The following is an 18,456-nucleotide window of genomic DNA, read 5'->3' on the forward strand; positions in this document are numbered from 1 at the left end:
AATAGCGCTGTTAAGGCATTGATCCCAAATTACTGCTGAGCGTTTTTATTCCGCCATAATCATTAATGTAGGTAAAAGACACACTTTTCCACCGTGATGAGAGTCCATCCGATTTGTTCGCTTTGAATGTGTATTCCTGGCCAGGGGTTAACAACACTCCAATTTTGTCAATTGTCTCTTTCCTTCCTTTGTCATCCAGCGCTTCGGTTCGGGTGAGCGTGACGTGATAGGGTGTGGGGTTGCTCACTAGCAATTGCCCGTTGGAATTCACTTTCCAACTGAGCGAGGCGGGCGCTTCGTTTGCTGTTCCTTTGAGTTTAGATGGACGATAGAACACCTTGATCCGCGAGCGAAATGCGAGTTGCAGGTAGTTCTGGCTGTCTGATTTATCAGCGGAAGTTGGAGCATTTTTATCGGAATATTCTAACGGAGTAGGTGGAATCTCGAGAACGTTTAACCAGAATAAGCTTTCCCGATCTTCTGGAAGCGTTGTGGTGCCCGTAAAAAATAAACGCAACGCTTGGCCTGATCCAGGTTCGACTCGACTGATAGGAGGCGTCACCAGAAAGGGGGCTTTACTTTCGTCAGGTGTTTGCTTGGAGTCGCCGTCATCCATCCAGGTTTGTAACAGTGCAGGGTTTTCCCCAGTGTTGGTCACTTGTACGGTGACATCACGTGATTGTGCGGGATAGACAACCCTGGTCCCAGCGATGATGATGCCGGCGAAAGCGGATTGGGCGCATAAGCACGTGCTTAGGGCAAGCACCCAGATGCTTTTGCTTTGTTGAGTTCTCATGATCGGAGGAACCATATGAATGAAATAAAGTGCAGGGCAGGATGACGCACGGAGCGACGTACGTCACCCCAGTGCGTCGTTATCGATTATTGGTAGATGATGGTGTACTGAATGTTGGTCACCACACTACCGGCTGTGCTGACGCCGGTGGCGTAATACTCGGTGTAGTAATGCATACTGGCTGCGCCAGATGCGTTGACCGCTACCCATTGTGAGTTGTCTTGAGCACCGGTAGTACCAACGGCCTTGATGGGGATGACCGAACCGTTACTGCCCAGCAATTGAACCTGCACATTAGTAGCCGCACTGGCTGTCGGGGCTTGATTGATTAGTCTGGAAGTATTGATATCCACCGCTGGGCCTGGCTCAAAATAGGTGGCTACGGTGCTGCCCGCCGTGCAATTTGTTAGTTCAATGGTGAACGGCGTACGAGCTGAAGTTTTGCCTTCCCCATTCAGAGAGCTGAACGATACTGTCGGCATTGTGACCGAGAAATTCGGGGTTCCGCCATTGATGGTGCAGGTTCTGTCGGTCACCTTACCGTCGACAGTGATGGTGCCATCAGCTGCCAAAGCCGAGCTGCAGAACAGCATAGCGGCGGATGCGATGCTTGAGAGTGCGAAAGTTTTCATGATTTTCATAATTAAGTTGGAAATTTCAATTTTGATTGTGGATTAGGAAAGGGAATTACAATTCCAAAAGCTTGTAATCAATGTCGCATTACTTAAACGTTTTCATTGTATTCCCCCTTTACTCGGATAAAGCCGTGATGATGATAGAACGTAGCTGATCTATAGCACAATTAAATGGAGAATATTTTATTTATTAAATTTAAATTAGTATGTATTAATAATAATTTCAATTCATAAATTTAATTGAATTATGGAACATTTGATTGATGAAGGAGTGGTAATAATCACTTGGTCGACTTGATGTTGATTCCAATGTGTAAATTCACATAATGATATTTGTTTTGAAATTGCGATAGTCTCGTAATTAATCAGTTATTTGCTGTGCTTAAGATCAAAGCTTTGCGCTAAAATCTATAAATAAGTTGGTATATGACCTTGATGACCTCTTAACGATCATGTTTCATAATTTGCCTTGTTGGAAGATGGATATCTCAGCGGAAGTCAGAAAAAACAGTAGTGTTTGATTATATGCTGCACTAACTGTTTGGTTTGTATTGGGAGAATCTAGAGTTACATCGGAAGCTACGGTGTTTGTGTTCTAAGCTTGCAGTATACAATCTGCCAATTCATTGTTTAAGGCATATGTTGTTGGTCGTTTCCTTAGAATCTGTACTCCAGTGTGGCATTCCAGTTCTACCGCCGTATTTTCAGTGAAAATCTAAAAGAAAGCATTGAGATGATGGGTGCAAACATCGCTATCCAATGTGATGAATGGTTCTTAGAAAATCTAATGGTTTACGCAGGCATGCAAGTGATGGCCGATGGTCTCTGCGCTTTGAATTGATCTTGCGTTGATTGTGACCCCTTTGTCTGTGCCTCTGAGCTGCACAAGGTGATGTGTGCTGATTACTCATAGCGCCGGGTAATGCTCTTGGAGAAAGAAGTTGTGGCTGGTTGCGGCTTGGGGTGAGGTAGTTATTTTGTTTGACGTTAACCTCGTCATCGGTTGATACAAAAGCAGAGAATGTTTGCTTTCAGAGAGCTTCATCCAGAAGTAAGTCAATACCTTCTTGCTACTGCTGCAGTTGCTTGCGTTAAGCGGTTAAATACAAAGCAGTAGGATCATTACGGTGTTGTTAGCTAACTAAGCATGTGCAGGCAGAATCTGGTGTTTGGCACATTAAGAATAATCATTTAGAGGCTTGTAGTTACTGAGCGAACACCAGACAAATACGCGTGCAGGCAGGATATTTAAAGCCATTTTGTGATTCTAGAAAGTGCTGTGGTCGCAGGAGCTATCCAGCACATCTGCATAGACTATTGAACAACCGAAGGATCCTGGGTTTGCTTGCTATGTTGGTTTAATTAGATGATGTAGTTTCGCTTGGCTATTGTGTTGTTCAGTTGGACTTACTTTTGCTGTAACGATAGCAAACAGTAACGATGGTTCCTCAGTGAGCCGTGCGATCATGATCATGTCCATGTGTCTATGCCATACGAGGTATCAACGACCCGAGGTGCCGGGTATTTTTCTATGGATCTTGTTCGGTAAGGTTACGGCGTTGCTATGGAATGTGCGCTTGGGTACGGAGAAAGAGGGTTTGTAACCTATGCCGTTACAGCAACGTACTGAGGCCCAGTAATGCAGTCAGCACAGTTTCTCGACGCACGGCATCGCGATCACCATCGAATTTAAAAAATTGTGGGTTGGCGTAACCACCACGTCGTTTCCAGCTAATCCAGACACTGCCAATTGGTTTGCCTGTACTGCCACCCTCAGGTCCAGCAATCCCTGTTACTGCTATTGCGATGCTGGCACCGGACTGTACCAATGCGCCGGAGACCATTTCCACCACAGTTTCACGACTGACCGCACCGTGTATTTCAAGCGTCTCCGGACGCACTCCAAGCAACGCCTGCTTGGCTTCGTAACTGTAGGCGACGATGCCACATTCGAACCAAGCAGATGATCCAGGAACATCGGTAATCGCTTTAGCGATCCAGCCACCAGTGCAGCTCTCTGCAGTGACCAACCGCTCGCGTGTCATGCATAACTGCTTACCCAAGGTTTCAGATAGGTTACGGATCTGCTGGTCGGTTGGCATTTTCGGTACGCATTAAAGAGGAGGGTAGTTGTTTTCGTTGAACTGAACTTGATTGTCTTCTATAAAATCGGTGCATGTTTTAATGGTCATGATGCAGGTACGTGGCTTGCCGTGGTAGGCGCAAACTGACCAAGAATACGACCGCCATCATTGCTGCCACGTACCAGAAGAACACCGTTTCTAGATCGAAGCTCTTCAGTCCCAGGGCAATATATTCGGCCGAACCACCAAATATGGCGTTACCTACTGCGTAGGCGAAGCCCACACCTAGCGCCCGTACTTTTGCTGGGAACATCTCGGCTTTCACGATGGCGGAGATGGAGGTGTAGAAGCTGATAATCGACAACGCTCCTACGATCAATATAAATGCGGGTAGTGGTGAATGAATACGCTGTAATGTTGCGAGGATCGGTACAGTACAGACCGCACCTAACCCACCAAATAGCAGCATGTTGTTGCGCCGCCCGATATAGTCCGACAGTAGGCCGAACAATGGTTGAATGCACATATAGACAAACAGTGCGCCACTCATCACCAGACTAGCAGTCTGTTTGGATAAGCCGGAACTGTTGACTAGGAACTTCTGCATATAGGTGGTGAAAGTGTAAAAAATCAGCGAGCCGCCAGCGGTATATCCAAATACGGTTAGGAATGCAGTGCGGTGCTCGCGGAACAGGGTTGATAGTGAACCAGCATGGGTGTCATGTCGGTTATCCTCTGATTGAGTTTCGTTCAGTGTGCGGCGTAGTAATAACGCAACTGCTGCGGCAATCGCACCGATCATGAATGGAATACGCCAACCCCAGGCGCGCATTTGAACTTCAGTGAATAAAGCTTCCAGCACCACCAGAGTCAACACTGCTAGCAACTGGCCGCCGATCAACGTGACGTACTGGAACGAGGAATAGAAGCCGCGTCGTCCACGCAGCGCAATTTCACTCATGTAAGTTGCGGTAGAACCGTACTCACCACCTACCGACAGACCCTGTATCAGACGTGCGAGTAGTAATAAAAACGCCGCCCAGGCACCGATCATATGATGGGTAGGAAGCGTGGCGATCACCATTGAACCGCCACACATCATCATTACCGAGATCAATAACGAGCGTTTGCGTCCGTAGCGATCGGCAATCCGGCCGAACAGCCAGCCGCCGATAGGCCGCATCAAGAAGCCTGCACCAAAGATTGCGGCAGTGTTGAGTAATTGTGCGGTTTGATTGGACTCAGGGAAAAACTGGGAGGAAAAATACAGCGCGGTGAATGCGTAGACGTAAAAGTCGAACCATTCGACTAAGTTGCCGGAGGAAACGGCGATGATCGCGAAAATGCGATGGCGCTTCTCCTCTGCTGTGTAGTGTGAAAGTGCAGTGGAGAGGCTGTCGGACATCAAAAGGGCGCTCCGTAATGCTGTCAAAAGTTTTAAGTTTGGTAGCACCTAGTATTCGGCGGATACATACTTTGAGTGCAGAGTTGGAGTCCAAGCATCACGGTGATCTTGCAGCAATGCACGCAGCGGTATTCCATAGTCGCTTGCGGCTAAGCGTTCAATTTCAGCTAAAGAAAGATCGATTTTTAGCAACCAACCATGCTCATCAGTCTGCTCTTCGCGTACTCCCTTGAGTTCGTGAAGACGTGCGCGTAAACGTCCTTCTGAAGGCGGCAAGCGTAGTTCGCTCTGTACATTCTGGATCTTCAAGCGATGATTCAGTATTTGTTGCAGCAACTCAACGCCGTGTCCATGACGTGCGGACAACCACACACGCTCGCGTCGTGCTTGGTCAGGTATCCCGTCCTGCGCGTCCTGGCGCACTTCTGCGCCCTCAATGCAATCGATTTTGTTGAACACCAGTAATTGCGGCAGTTCACCGGCACCGATTGCTTGTAGTACTTCGTCGACTTGGTCGATGCGTTCCTCACGTAGTGGATCGGCTGCGTCAATGACATGTAGTAGCAGATCAGCTTCGCGTGCTTCCGACAGCGTAGAGCGGAATGCGGCTACCAGTTCGTGCGGTAAATGACGCACAAAGCCTACAGTGTCGGCAAGCATCGCACTGCTGCCGGGCAGGACAATACGGCGTACTTTGGGGTCTAGCGTGGCGAACAGTTGGTTGGCTGTGTAAGCAGAAGCACCGGTGAGTGCATTAAACAAAGTCGATTTACCGGAGTTGGTATAGCCAACGAGTGCGATACGTGGCACTTCGCTACGCACTCTTGCGCGACGCATCTGGGTGCGCTGCACCTCGACTTTACTGAGGCGTTTCTGTAGTTGTTCCACCCGTTTTTGCAATAAGCGGCGATCAGTTTCCAACTGAGTTTCACCGGGGCCACGCAGACCGATCGCACCACCACGTTGGCGTTCTAGGTGAGTCCATCCGCGTACCAACCGTGTTGCCAAGTGCCGTAGCTGTGCTAACTCGACTTGCAGCTTGCCTTCGTGGCTGCATGCGCGTTGTGCGAAGATGTCCAGAATAAGCCCCGTACGATCAATCACGCGACGTTCAAGAGACTTTTCCAGATTACGTTCTTGCACGGGGGAGAGTGAATGATTAATCAGTATCAGGTCCGCCCCGGTTGCGTCGGCGGTTTCCTTTATTTCTTTTAACTTACCGCTGCTAAGCAGTGTTGATGGGTTCGGACGATGTATCCGAACGGCGAGAGATCCAGCAACAGTTGCCCCTGCGGACCTGGTCAGGTCCGCAAATTCCTCCAAAGCGCCGTCTTCGGCAGAGTGATCGGTGAGGGGCTGGATCAGCAACGCATACTCGCCTTTGCGTGAGCGGTCAAACACACCTCACTCCCGGATCATTCCACTTCGTCATCATTAATTTGCAACGTATCACTACCTGAATGCACATAGCCTCCACCTGGGCCAACTCGTACGTTGCGTGCAGGTACCACTGTGGAAATAGCATGCTTGTACACCATCTGGCTGACAGTATTACGTAGTAGAACCACAAATTGATCGAATGATTCGATTGTGCCTTGTAGTTTGATGCCGTTCACTAGATAGACTGATACAGGTACCCGTTCGCGACGCAATGCGTTTAGAAAAGGATCCTGTAAAGATTGCCCCTTAGCCATCGAAAACTCCTTTATTTTTATTATTACTCCGGTCAGCCGGTTTGTTTTCCTAATCGGCTCCGGAGCCATGATGTTACACCGCTGAGACGCAGTCGACATGTTTTTATCTGTTTAAAAATGCTTCCATGACTTTCTCTATTCTGGATTGATCATGTTCTGGATCGAACCAAAGGGCATCCAGCTCGCCACGTAGCCACGTTAACTGACGTTTGGCCAGTTGACGTGTGGCGGCAACGCTGCGCTGATACAGCATTTCGGCAGTGTACATGCCGTCCAAGTGTTCCCAACATTGGCGGTAGCCAACCGCACGCATTGCTGGAAGATCCAGTGGTCGAGCCATTGCGTGGATGGATGGGTGTGTACGTAACGCATTCACCTCGGCAAGTAGGCCGTTATCCAACATTGCCTTGAAGCGCTGCGCGATCCTGAAGTGCAGTACTTTGCGATGGGTCGGTGCGAGCACCAGCTTAAGAACCCGCAAAGGTAATCGTTGTTTGGGTGGCTGATTTTGCCAATCACTCATTGATTGTCCGCTCACTAGATAGACTTCCAATGCACGCTGAATTCGCTGTGGGTCGGTCGCGTGGATACGTGCAGCCGTGATTGCATCGACTTCGGCCAAACGTGTGTGTAGTGCTGCCCAACTGTCTCTCTTGGCTTCAGCCGCGATCATCGCGCGTATTTCAGGATGAGCTGGAGGCATATCCGAAAGACCTGCCAGTAACGCACGGAAGTACAGTCCAGTACCGCCAGTGAGGATTGGTAATGCGCCACGTCTAACGATCATGTCGATTGCGGCGCGTGCATCATGCGCGAAATCGGCAGCAGAATAGGTTTCCCAAGGTTCACAAATGTCGATCAAATGATGCGGTACTGATGCACGCATTGCCGCGTTCGGCTTTGCAGTACCGATGTCTAAGCCACGATAGACCAGAACCGAGTCAACACTAATGACCTCCCCTCCCCAACGCTTGGCAATATCAATGGCCAGTTGGCTTTTGCCGCTTGCGGTTGGCCCCATGAGTACAATTGCGGCTGGTCTCGTGTCGGCCGGCATCAGTCGTCATGGGGCGAACGAGCCACTGTAGTTTTGGTATGTGTTGCAGGTGCAGCCGCTGCTGAAACTGCCTGCCAAACTTTGAGGGCATCGACCATAGCTGCCACATCATGCACCCGTACGATTAACGCGCCGCGTTGTACCGCAATGAGATGTGCAGCGACGGAGGCGTACACGCGTTCGATTGGTAACTGACGTCCTGTCAGTTCGCCCAAGCTACGCTTGCGTGACAATCCGGCCAACAATGGGATGCCGAGATTGGTGAAACGTTCCAGTGCCGCTAACAGTGCAATGTTATGTTCCGTGGTCTTGCTGAAACTGAAACCAGGATCGATCAGCAGTCGGTGTCGTTCGATACCTGCTATCTCGGCGGCAAAAATCCGCTCGGCCAGGAAACGGTACACTTCATCAACCACATGATCGTACTGTGGTGTTTGCGTTGAGTGCGGCTCACCTTTCATATGCATCAATATCACTGGTACAGCCAGTTCTGCTGCTGCTTTCAGCGCTCCGGGAGTGCGTAGTGCATAGATGTCATTGATCAAGCCGGCACCGGCAGCGACTGCCGCACGCATTACCTCAGGTTTGAAGGTGTCTACGCTGATGACAGCTTTATCGTAGGCAGCTAATGCCTTGATGACCGGCACCACTCGGAGTAGTTCCTCCTCCAGCGGTACCGGCGCTGCGCCGGGACGGGTGGATTCCCCGCCAATATCAATGATGTCTGCACCCTCAGCAATCAGGCGTAATCCATGCGCCACTGCTGCATCCACAGAGTCATACAGGCCTCCGTCGGAAAAGGAATCAGGAGTCACGTTGAGGATACCCATGACCAATGGACTGTCTAGACGCAAGGTGCGTCCGGCGCAGTGCAGGGTGGGGATAGTGTCAAACATCGGAAACTTCCTTTCCTGTTGCTGTGATGGTGGATGAGCGTTGTAAGGTAACCAGCATGGTATGGCTGATCGTTAAAAGCCGATAGATTCACTAGCAACAGTGGCGATCACGGTTTTCAATATATTAGTGGTGTGTTATGCCACCGGTGAGTGGATCATGGCACAGCAAGCAACAGGCCTGGAAAGTAATACTACGGTCATTGCTGGTGCTATCTGTGGTGTGACAGTTTATTGCGTTTCAAAGACACAACCGGCCCAGGATGACTCTAGGGCCGGTGTATATGACGGTGCAGTGATTACTGTTTAGATCAAACCTGCTCAGCTGGAACAACGATGGTAGTTAATGGGCGGGGCTTACTCATGTCGTCGTCGCTACCATTGTCAGAAGGTTTACCCCAGCCAACCGGCGGGGGGGGGGCACGACCCTCCATAATGGCATCAATCTGAGGTGCGTCGATGGTTTCGTACTGCAGCAGCAGCTGGGACATCGCGTGGAGCTTATCTAAGTTATCTGCCAAAATCCGCTTGGTACGAGCGTACGCTTTGTCCAAGATAGAGCGCACTACCTCATCAATTTTGCGGGCCGTTTCATCTGAGACATTTTTATGTTGAGTCACAGAACGGCCAAGAAAAACTTCATCCTCTTCCTCGCCATAAGCAACCGGACCCAGTTCATCCGAGAGTCCCCACTTGGTGACCATATTGCGTGCCATCTTGGTCACACGTTCAATATCATTAGAAGCGCCAGTTGTGACTTTATCCTCACCGAAGATTAATTCTTCGGCAACACGGCCACCATATAAGGAGCATAGTTGGGACTGAATAGCCACTTTATTGATTGAGTATTTGTCACCTTCAGGAAGATACATGGTGACGCCCAAAGCACGGCCACGGGGGATAATCGTGACTTTGTACACAGGGTCATGCTCAGGTACTAAGCGGCCAACGATGGCATGACCAGCTTCGTGGTAAGCAGTAAGGGTTTTTTCTTCCTCACTCATTGCCATTGAGCGACGTTCAGTGCCCATGAGTATTTTGTCGCGGGCAGCGTCGAAATGGTTCATTCTGACTTCCTTTTCGTTGCTACGCGCGGCGAATAACGCTGCTTCATTGCACAGATTGGCTAAGTCAGCTCCAGAAAAACCAGGGGTTCCACGTGCAATCACGAGCGGCTCGACGTCATTGGCTAACAGTAACTTACGCATATGAACACCTAGGATCTGCTCACGGCCTTTAACGTCTGGTAGAGCAACCACAACTTGACGGTCGAAGCGACCTGGGCGCAGCAGCGCAGGGTCGAGCACGTCAGGGCGATTCGTCGCGGCGATCACAATCACGCCTTCACCGCCTTCAAAGCCGTCCATTTCGACCAGGAGCTGGTTTAAAGTTTGTTCGCGTTCGTCATGGCCTCCGCCTAAGCCTGCACCTCGATGACGGCCTACCGCGTCGATTTCGTCGATGAAAATAATGCATGGGGCATGCTTTTTGGCTTGCTCAAACATGTCACGAACACGGCTAGCACCGACCCCAACAAACATTTCGACGAAGTCAGATCCAGAAATCGAAAAGAAAGGCACTTTTGCTTCCCCAGCGATTGCTTTGGCTAATAACGTCTTGCCGGTGCCTGGAGGACCCACCATCAAGACTCCACGTGGAATCTTGCCGCCAAGCTTGGTGAATTTAGTGGGGTCACGCAAAAAATCGACCAGCTCACCAACTTCCTCTTTGGCTTCGTCGCAACCGGCGACGTCAGCAAAAGTGATTTTGATCTGGTCATCGCCTTGCAATTTTGCACGGGATTTCCCAAACGACATCGCACCTTTAGCCCCACCACCTTGCATCTGGCGCATGATGAAAACCCAGAATCCAATGATTAGGATGACTGGTAGAAAATTCAATACTAGAGACCAAAAGCCTGGGCCGGTGGAAGGCTTTTGCCGGGTCATCTCAATGTTCTTGCTGTATAACACGTCGACCAATTTGTCGTCGCGTGGTCCGTAGACCAAACCCTCGCTACCGTCGGTGCGTTTGAAGCGAATCGCGTTGACAGTCAGGCCACTCTCGTCGGTGTAGTTCACCGACTTGATCCGACCGCTATCCACTTCATTCAGAAATTGTGTATAGGTGATTGGTTCGTTGCCTATCACTCCACCAATACGTGGCGAGAAACTTTGAAATACCACCATCAGCACGACGGCGACGACCACCCACAGCAACACATTTTTGGTTAAGTCGTTCATCCTCATTGGTTCCAGTGCCTCTCATTTACTCTCAATATTCGAATGCGACCACTCACGAGCAGCTTACTTCATTCTGAGTGAGCTTGCCGTCACCAAGGATATAAACCTCTGGGGAGCGCTTGCGGGAAGCAAGTGGTTTGCGGATCGCAACTTTTTTATACCTGTGTCGTAATTGACGGATGTAGCCATCTGATCCGACTCCATGGAACAGTTTGATTAGGAACGAACCGCCCGGTTTGACATGGATGTCCGCAAAATCCATCGCCAGCTCAGCTAAGTACATCATCCGCGGTTGGTCCATTACGTCTATTCCACTCTTATTGGGGGCCATATCTGAAAGCACAAGGTCAACGGGTTGGCCTTTGAGCATTATCTCGAGCTGAGATAAGACCGCTTTATCTCTGAAGTCACCTTGAAGGAACTCTATTCCAACCAGCGGCGCCATCTTCACGATATCCAAAGCGATGACCCTGCCGCTATCACCCATCTGCTTGCGTATTTGCTGCGACCATCCTCCAGGTGCAGCACCAAGATCGATCACAACCATGTTCGGTCTGAGGATTCGATCACGTTTAAGTATTTCTTCTAACTTGTATGCGGCTCGCGAGCGCATACCCTCGGCTTGAGCTTTTTTCACGAAGGGATCGGAGAAATGCTCCTTAAGCCAACGCTGACTGCTCTTGCTATGTGACATCTGAAAACCGAGGAAAAAGAACCACCATGATACTCTAAATATCTAATTTGGCATTCCGTTAAATCAACCATGACCATCGCGCTCACTTCCGCTCAAAATCGTTTCCTGCGTGGCCAAGCCCATCATCTCAAAATTTTATTGCAAACTGGCGATAAGGGGTTGACTTCCGCATTTCTTTCAGAATTAAACGATGTCCTGGAACGGCATGAACTTATCAAGGTGAAGGTTGTTAATGATGATCGCGAAATGCGCGATATGCTGATTGCTACGCTGACTGCTCAGAGCGGTAGCGTATTGGTCCAGCGTATTGGTCACATCGCTATTCTGTACCGCTGCAGTAAGGGAAGATGTCAAATCGTGTTGCCTCGCGCTTAAGCACACGGAGGTCAGCCTGTGCTCTTTACTCAGGAACAACCTGATTACATCTACGTCCTACGCCTTGCTGATGCCAACCATGCGCGCATCAATGATCGAGTGCTGTATTCCAGCTTCATCCTGATGCCGGACAAATTAGTTGAGGATTGGTCAGTGGCCAAGCCGGAGCAGTTGCAAGCAACCGATTTGGAACCCGTGCTGGCGTTGGCACCGACGCTAGTCATTCTATCCACTGGAAATCGTCACATCTTTCCTCCAGCCGTAGTGCTGGCAACCTGCCTGACGCGTGGAATCGGCATCGAAATCATGACCAACGATGCCTCAGCGCGTACTTACAATGTGTTGGCTAGTGAGGGGCGGCGCGTGGCATTGGCGATGATCTTATCTGGCGAGCGGTAACCAAGGTAAGCAGAGTGCTTACCAAGAAAATCATCATTGCGTCTTGTTTCTCGCCTACAGTGTTTTGTCATACTGCAGCGCTACAAACGACTAAAGAAACATAAAGATCAAGTACTTGGCACACTTAATCGAGCCAGGAAAATGGTTCTTGCTCGGTGTATGTGAGCGATATATTTAGTTTGCATCTGATACGCGCAGTGCATTGGCACCTTGCCTTTGATACTAAGAGTGTTCCTGAGCAAAGCAGGGAAAAATGGTGAATTGGAGCCTATTTTTCCTAAACGATAACGATGCGATATCCATGAAAAAGATAGCCGTGTGAACTGTGTTGTGATTTTTTGCACGTGTGCAATGCATACTCTGTGTTTGCCCATCTCCTTGAATCAACTTCCTAAGCTTGGCGATAGCAATCCGATGGATTGCCGTGTTTCCCCCTGTGCGAGTGAATCTCTGCAACCGTGTATCCGCATTCCAATGATTGTTTGTGGAATTTTTTCGGCCAGTATCTGTTGTTTCCCGTTCAGTTCTCTATATCTCACTTCCTGCGTTTGACTCACATCCGGGCACCTGATTGCGATGATATTCAAAGTAGCGTTTTGTTGCGTACGGCCCCCTTGTCGGCGCTGGTTGCAAGTAATGCATACGCCTTCAGAGCACTGCTGACCTTACGCGTCCGTGACTGGGCCGGCTTCCAGCCGATGGCATGTTGTTCGAGGCGCCGTGAAGCCAACTCCTCTTCGCTGATGAGCACATTGATCGCGCGCTGTGGAATGTCGATGCGGATACGGTCGCCATCCCGGATGAGGCCAATAGCACCACCTGCTGCGGCTTCGGGTGAAGCGTGGCCAATTGATAAACCTGAGGTCCCGCCAGAAAACCGGCCATCGGTGAATAGAGCACATTGCTTCCCGAGACCTTTGGACTTCAAATACGACGTTGGATACAGCATCTCCTGCATGCCAGGGCCGCCCTTGGGGCCTTCGTAGCGAATCACGACGATCATGCCTGGTTGTACCTCGTCGCTAAGGATTCCTTTGACCGCTGCCTCCTGGCTTTCGTACACCAGGGCCGAACCTTCGAACACATGGATTGATGCGTCTACACCGGCGGTCTTTACGACGCAGCCATCCTGGGCAATGTTGCCATAGAGCACTGCCAAGCCTCCTTCCTTCGAGAACGCATGCTCCATGTCACGGATGCAGCCTTCGGTACGATCAGTATCGAGTGACGGCCAACGCGTACTTTGACTGAAGGCCACCTGGGTTGGGATGCCTGCTGAACCTGCTTTATAAAACGTATGGACCGCTTCATCCTGCGTCCCGATAATGTCCCATGTGGCGATGGCCTCACCCAGGGTTTTGCTATGTACGGTTGCGACGTCAGTATGTAACAAGTTTCCCCGTGCCAATTCAGCTAGAATCCCGAAGATGCCTCCAGCGCGGTGCACATCCTCAATATGGTATTTCTGCGTGTTGGGAGCAACTTTGCATAATTGCGGCACATTCCGTGACAAGCGATCAATGTCTTGCATCGTAAAAGACACTTCCGCCTCCTGTGCGGCTGCAAGTAGGTGCAAAATCGTATTAGTCGAGCCGCCCATCGCGATATCTAGGGTTATCGCGTTTTCGAACGCAGCAAATGTAGCAATGCCTCGAGGTAATGCGGTGGCATCTTCAGCCCCATACCAGCGGTGACATAACTCAATGACAGTGCGTCCTGCGTTCAAAAACAGTTGTTTACGGTCAGAATGCGTCGCAACGACAGTCCCGTTACCTGGCAAGGATAAACCGAGTGCTTCGGTGAGACAGTTCATCGAGTTGGCAGTAAACATGCCCGAACATGAACCGCAAGTGGGGCAGGCACTGCGTTCCACGGTAGCAACTTCCTCGTCACTCGCGTGAGGGTCGGCAGCCAGCACCATTGCGTCAACTAGGTCGAGTTTGTGATCAGCCAGTGTCGTTTTTCCGGCTTCCATCGGCCCACCTGAGACGAACACCGTTGGGATGTTCAGGCGGAGCGATGCCATCAGCATGCCAGGAGTGATTTTGTCGCAGTTGGAGATGCATACCAGCGCATCAGCACAATGCGCGTTTGCCATGTATTCGACGGAGTCGGCGATGATTTCACGACTAGGTAGCGAATACAGCATTCCGTCGTGCCCCATCGCGATACCGTCATCTACCGCAATCGTGTTGAATTCTTTGGCTACACCACCGAGACGCTCAATTTCACGTGCGACTAGCTGGCCAAGATCCTTTAGATGAACGTGCCCTGGGACGAATTGAGTGAAAGAATTAGCAATCGCGATGATCGGCTTCTGGAAGTCGTCATCCTTCATGCCGGTAGCGCGCCATAACGCACGCGCACCAGCCATATTGCGGCCGTAGGTGGAAGTTTTGGATCGGTACTCAGGCATGGTGGTGCGAAGGTGATAGCGAGTAGCAGTCAGAGCATCTCTACAGCAACAAGCGATGCCTATTGAAAGATCACTTTGCGATAAAAATGCCTCCTTACGTTAGCATGGGGCGATGTCTCCATGTCCCTCCTTTTAATTTATTAGGCCCCCTCCCTATTGCAGCGCCGGTTATCTCTCTATTCTGGTTCTGGATCGAGAAACGGCGCACTGTCAATCATTCAATCATTCAATCATTCAATCATTCAATGTGGCAATGTTCTGTACAAAATACGCCACGTTTCATCGGGTGATAGATGAAGAGATACGTTGAGCGTCCCTGCGTTCGCTTGCCCACAAAGGCACCTGTAGCCTGCCGAACAACCCTGAGCCTCTCCCATTGCACGTGTCCAGACGGTTCCTCGGCACTTGCCTGCGGCACACCGCAGCATCTTGTTCCGTCCCACGTCTAGATGAAGCAGCGCGCGTCGCATGTGTACCAGTGCTGGCTACAATGGCCTGCCACTGCCCGATTGTTTACGAAGTGTTGGTATTGCACTGCCTCGCCTCATGAGCCTTGGCATTGCCTGAAATGTGACTGCCCTTCGCGTGGAATAAACGGTTGCTTGTGATCCTGCGCTGTAAGTAATCGTTAGCAGCATATGCTTAATGCAATCCGTGAGAGTTGGCATCTACGTTGAATTGATGCGTATCTTCATCCCCCAACGGGCACTGCTGGCCTTGCCTGCTCTGGAGCATTTTTAGAATCAATGGATTCATGGTTTTTCTCGTGCCGCGGGGGACCGTAATCGGTTGATGACTCCGTCCCTCATCGACACTGCAACATCTTTTGCCAACATCGTGCGTGGTTATGTAGATACGAGAATGATGAGGATTGTCATGATGCAGCAACCCAAGTGTGATTCATGACCCCATCGCGTGCCTTTACCAACCGCATGACAGCGGTCCTCACTGATAAAATGCTTAGCCACACCCTTTCAATGATCTCACCCATGAGCCAGACCGCCACCGCACCCGCCAACGCCCAGAAGCGTTACACCGTGCATCGCCGTGATCTGCCATTGAGCTGCCCAATGCCGGAGATGGCACTATGGAACTCACACCCGCGGGTCTATCTGCCGATAGAGGATGAACCGAATGGCGAGGTCACCTGCCCCTACTGTGGGGCCGTCTACACGTTAATTGACTGAATGTTTGTCTTGCCGACGCGTCGTCTCACCGTCGTACAGCTACTGCCAGCACTATGTTCCGGTGGCGTCGAACGCTCAACCTTGGAAGTTGCCGCAGCGCTGGTGCAGGCTGGACACCGGGCGATTGTTGTCTCGGCGGGCGGACCTTTGGTCGCATTCCTGCTCAGCATCGGTGCTGAGCACATCACCTTGGATATTGGCCGTAAATCATTGCTGACACTACGTCACATTGCTGCGCTGCGTCGCTTGTTTGCCCAGTTACGCCCGGACATTGTGCATGCACGTTCGCGGTTACCTGCGTGGCTGACTTGGTATGCATTGCATGGTCTTTTCTTTTCCCCAAAGCCGCGATTTGTCACGACGGTTCATGGTCTCAATGCGCCGAACCCCTACAGTGCCGTTATGACCTATGGAGAGCGGGTGATTTGTGTTTCAAACGTTGTGCATGATTATGTACTCCGGCATTACCGCCGTACCGATCCGCAGCGACTGCGTACCATCCCGCGCGGCGTCGACCTTGCCAGGTTCCGACGCCGACCGTATCCGGATCGCTCCGCGCGTCGTTGGGCCAGGAAATATGTCCCGTGTTTAGATGACAACACCCGTTTGTTGCTGATGCCCGGTCGCGGCACCAGGTTGAAAGGGCATGGTGATGCGCTGCTTTTGCTGGCTTTTTTACGGCGTGTTTTCCACTACAACATCTGCTTGTGGCTGCCTGGTGCGTGTCAACCAGGCCGTGAATCTTACCTGGCTGAGCTGGAAGCCCAAGCTCGCGAGCTGGGGGTGACCGATTGCGTAGTATTTACTCCGCCGACTGAGCATATCGTTGAAGCCTATGCGGCCAGCGACCTAGTGTTGCAACTGTCGCGCAAACCTGAAGCATTCGGCCGTACCGTGCTTGAAGCACTCGCGGTTGGTCGCACCGTGCTCGGCTGGAATCATGGAGGTGTTGGCGAATTACTCACCCAGTTACAGCCTGATGGTGCCGTCTCCCCATTCGATACAGCCGTACTGCAGCGGCGTGCTGCAATGCTGTTGATGCATTCCCCTGAGCTACCTCCGGACATTCCTTACACGTTGCAGACGATGCAATCGGCCACGTTGCAGGTGTATGACGAACTCTGCACCTGACATTGTGAGCATCTCTAAGCCAGCATTGCTGCTTGATGTTGGCCGTTGGGCACCGGTATGCGTGGTGGTGTTCGTGGCCTTTTGGCCATTACCAGGATTAGCGGCTACGGTACTCACCCTGAGTGCGTTACTTGCCAGCTACTCTCTGATCCGCTATCGCTTCCGTGGTGGTACCCAGTTGCTTGATAGTCCCGCCTGGGCACTGACCAGCATTTTATTCATGGCTTACTGGTTGCCGCAGGTGGTGTCTTTATTCGGAGCGTTGGAGCTTTCCGAGAGCTTCCGTAAGGTGGCGACGGACCTGCGCTATCTGCCTTTCATGTGGTTATGTGCGATTGCCGTAGGGGCCCCAGAGCGTCGAGAGCGCACCTTCAAAGGGTTGGCCGTCATTGGGTTGATCTGGACCTTGGATGCCTTAGCTCAGGCAGTGTTGCGCACCAGTCCGTTGTTCTGGTCGTTGAATCAACTCAAACAGGCGATCAGTGGCTATGGATTCTGTAGCACCCAGCAGATGATGTTAGCCGACCGCCTGAGCGGTATTTTTGGCCCATGCAATCTCAAACTTGGCCAAACTTTGGCAACGCTGTCGCCATTTGTGCTGTTTGCAATGCAACGTCGCGGTGTTGCGTTGTGGTTACTGGTTGTGGCGGTGCTTGGCATCGTTCTGTTATTGGCGGGGTCGCGTGCTTCCTGGATCACGTATGGTCTGATCCTGATGCTGTCAGGGTGGAGGGTGCTTGGGATAAGGCGCTTACTGGGGATGGGTGCCCTTTTCTTGCCACTGGCGCTCGCAGTGATTGCCTTTTCACCTCAAACACGCGAGCGCATTGACCGTACCGCAGCGGTTTTTGCCGATCATGGCGCTGGAGTGGACCAGGCATTGTCTGGACGCAGCCAAATTTGGCAGGCGGCGTTGTGTATGATCCAGGCACACCCCTTGAGTGGTGTCGGCGTACGGGGTTTCCGTGATGCTTATCCCGCGTGTAATCCCACCCCAGAGCGGATACCCGCCTGGGGGGCAGGTCCTGCATTGCACGCGCACCAAATCGTCTTGGAAATTCTTTCTGAAACTGGCGTGATTGGGTTGCTACTGTGGATCGCTGGCGCAGCAATGGCGTGGCGTGCTTGGCGTTATGCGACCGCCGCGGCGCGTGATCGTGCTCGCCCAGCGATGATTTCATTACTCGCGACCGTGTTCCCCTTCAATACGCATTTGGCGTTCTACTCCAGCTTCTGGGGTGCTTTGATGCTGATGCTAGCCGGTCTCTATGCCGGGGCGTTGCTTCAAAATGGTGCCATTAAGAAAACCTGAGTAGCAGGCTGATTATGCTCAATCAGGTGATGGCATTGGCAGTCAAGCGATACCGTGGAGGTCGATCATATTTGCACTGTTGCGTCACCGTGTCGTAGTGAATATCGGTGATGCGCCAGCCTGCTCAAGGGATCG

At 51.2% G+C, this 18,456-nt stretch carries 17 protein-coding genes; 6 read left to right on the top strand and 11 right to left on the bottom strand.

Annotated features, from left to right (window positions below; translation table 11 throughout):
• Positions 1-10 precede the first annotated feature (10 nt).
• The gene (locus F7G16_RS00305) at positions 11-811 is read right to left on the bottom strand and encodes a fimbria/pilus periplasmic chaperone (RefSeq protein ID WP_004087685.1); all 801 of its coding nucleotides are present in this window, start codon (positions 809-811) and stop codon (positions 11-13) included.
• Between the two features lie 71 nt (positions 812-882).
• Positions 883-1,437 (bottom strand): fimbrial protein, encoded by a 555-nt coding sequence (locus F7G16_RS00310; RefSeq protein ID WP_004087683.1) that lies wholly within the window; start codon positions 1,435-1,437, stop codon positions 883-885.
• A 670-nt stretch (positions 1,438-2,107) separates the two neighbouring features.
• Here F7G16_RS00310 and F7G16_RS00315 point away from each other — a divergent pair.
• On the top strand, positions 2,108-2,272 hold the full coding sequence (locus tag F7G16_RS00315; protein WP_014607555.1) for a hypothetical protein: 165 nt from the start codon (positions 2,108-2,110) through the stop codon (positions 2,270-2,272).
• Positions 2,273-3,044: 772 nt separating this feature from the next.
• Here F7G16_RS00315 and F7G16_RS00320 read toward each other — a convergent pair.
• The 8 genes from F7G16_RS00320 to F7G16_RS00360 form a co-directional block, all read right to left on the bottom strand.
• Entirely contained in the window at positions 3,045-3,476 is a 432-nt protein-coding gene (locus F7G16_RS00320; RefSeq protein WP_370447382.1) for a CinA family protein, read from the bottom strand.
• Positions 3,477-3,612: 136 nt separating this feature from the next.
• A complete protein-coding gene (locus tag F7G16_RS00325) occupies positions 3,613-4,920 on the bottom strand; it encodes an MFS family transporter (RefSeq protein ID WP_004087678.1) in 1,308 nt (435 codons plus the stop codon).
• 48 nt (positions 4,921-4,968) lie between these two features.
• Positions 4,969-6,321 (bottom strand): ribosome rescue GTPase HflX, encoded by a 1,353-nt coding sequence (hflX, locus tag F7G16_RS00330; RefSeq protein WP_004087676.1) that lies wholly within the window; start codon positions 6,319-6,321, stop codon positions 4,969-4,971.
• Between the two features lie 14 nt (positions 6,322-6,335).
• Entirely contained in the window at positions 6,336-6,614 is a 279-nt protein-coding gene (gene hfq / locus F7G16_RS00335; RefSeq protein ID WP_004085558.1) for an RNA chaperone Hfq, read from the bottom strand.
• A 103-nt stretch (positions 6,615-6,717) separates the two neighbouring features.
• Complete coding sequence (gene miaA, locus F7G16_RS00340) at positions 6,718-7,671, bottom strand: tRNA (adenosine(37)-N6)-dimethylallyltransferase MiaA (RefSeq protein WP_004087674.1); 954 nt, start codon at positions 7,669-7,671, stop codon at positions 6,718-6,720.
• Positions 7,671-8,567 (bottom strand): dihydropteroate synthase, encoded by an 897-nt coding sequence (folP, locus tag F7G16_RS00345; RefSeq protein WP_004087672.1) that lies wholly within the window; start codon positions 8,565-8,567, stop codon positions 7,671-7,673. Before folP ends, miaA begins: the two co-directional genes overlap by 1 nt.
• A gap of 308 nt (positions 8,568-8,875) precedes the next feature.
• The gene (gene ftsH, locus F7G16_RS00355) at positions 8,876-10,807 is read right to left on the bottom strand and encodes an ATP-dependent zinc metalloprotease FtsH (RefSeq protein ID WP_004087671.1); all 1,932 of its coding nucleotides are present in this window, start codon (positions 10,805-10,807) and stop codon (positions 8,876-8,878) included.
• Between the two features lie 52 nt (positions 10,808-10,859).
• On the bottom strand, positions 10,860-11,501 hold the full coding sequence (locus F7G16_RS00360; protein ID WP_004087670.1) for an RlmE family RNA methyltransferase: 642 nt from the start codon (positions 11,499-11,501) through the stop codon (positions 10,860-10,862).
• 69 nt (positions 11,502-11,570) lie between these two features.
• Here F7G16_RS00360 and yhbY point away from each other — a divergent pair, with 69 nt between their 5' ends.
• Positions 11,571-11,876, top strand: coding sequence for a ribosome assembly RNA-binding protein YhbY (gene yhbY / locus F7G16_RS00365; protein WP_004087669.1), 306 nt, complete (start codon positions 11,571-11,573; stop codon positions 11,874-11,876).
• Positions 11,877-11,894: 18 nt separating this feature from the next.
• Positions 11,895-12,275, top strand: a complete 381-nt coding sequence (locus tag F7G16_RS00370) for an Mth938-like domain-containing protein (protein ID WP_011097493.1) — start codon at positions 11,895-11,897, stop codon at positions 12,273-12,275.
• Between the two features lie 583 nt (positions 12,276-12,858).
• On the opposite strand, the gene ilvD is transcribed toward F7G16_RS00370, so the two are convergent.
• Positions 12,859-14,691: a dihydroxy-acid dehydratase gene (ilvD, locus tag F7G16_RS00375; RefSeq protein ID WP_004087662.1), complete on the bottom strand. Its 1,833-nt coding sequence runs from the start codon at positions 14,689-14,691 to the stop codon at positions 12,859-12,861.
• A 989-nt stretch (positions 14,692-15,680) separates the two neighbouring features.
• Here ilvD and F7G16_RS00380 point away from each other — a divergent pair.
• Genes F7G16_RS00380 through F7G16_RS00390 form a run of 3 tightly spaced genes read left to right on the top strand, consistent with a single transcriptional unit; the run spans position 15,681 to position 18,321 of the window.
• The gene (locus tag F7G16_RS00380; RefSeq protein ID WP_010892647.1) at positions 15,681-15,878 is read left to right on the top strand and encodes a zinc-finger domain-containing protein; all 198 of its coding nucleotides are present in this window, start codon (positions 15,681-15,683) and stop codon (positions 15,876-15,878) included.
• Positions 15,879-17,009, top strand: a complete 1,131-nt coding sequence (locus tag F7G16_RS00385) for a glycosyltransferase (RefSeq protein ID WP_004087654.1) — start codon at positions 15,879-15,881, stop codon at positions 17,007-17,009. It begins immediately after the preceding gene.
• Complete coding sequence (locus F7G16_RS00390) at positions 16,990-18,321, top strand: O-antigen ligase family protein (RefSeq protein WP_004087652.1); 1,332 nt, start codon at positions 16,990-16,992, stop codon at positions 18,319-18,321. Before F7G16_RS00385 ends, F7G16_RS00390 begins: the two co-directional genes overlap by 20 nt.
• Positions 18,322-18,456 lie beyond the last annotated feature (135 nt).

The organism is Xylella fastidiosa, assembly GCF_011801475.1.
GTDB classification, from domain to species: Bacteria; Pseudomonadota; Gammaproteobacteria; order Xanthomonadales; family Xanthomonadaceae; genus Xylella; species Xylella fastidiosa.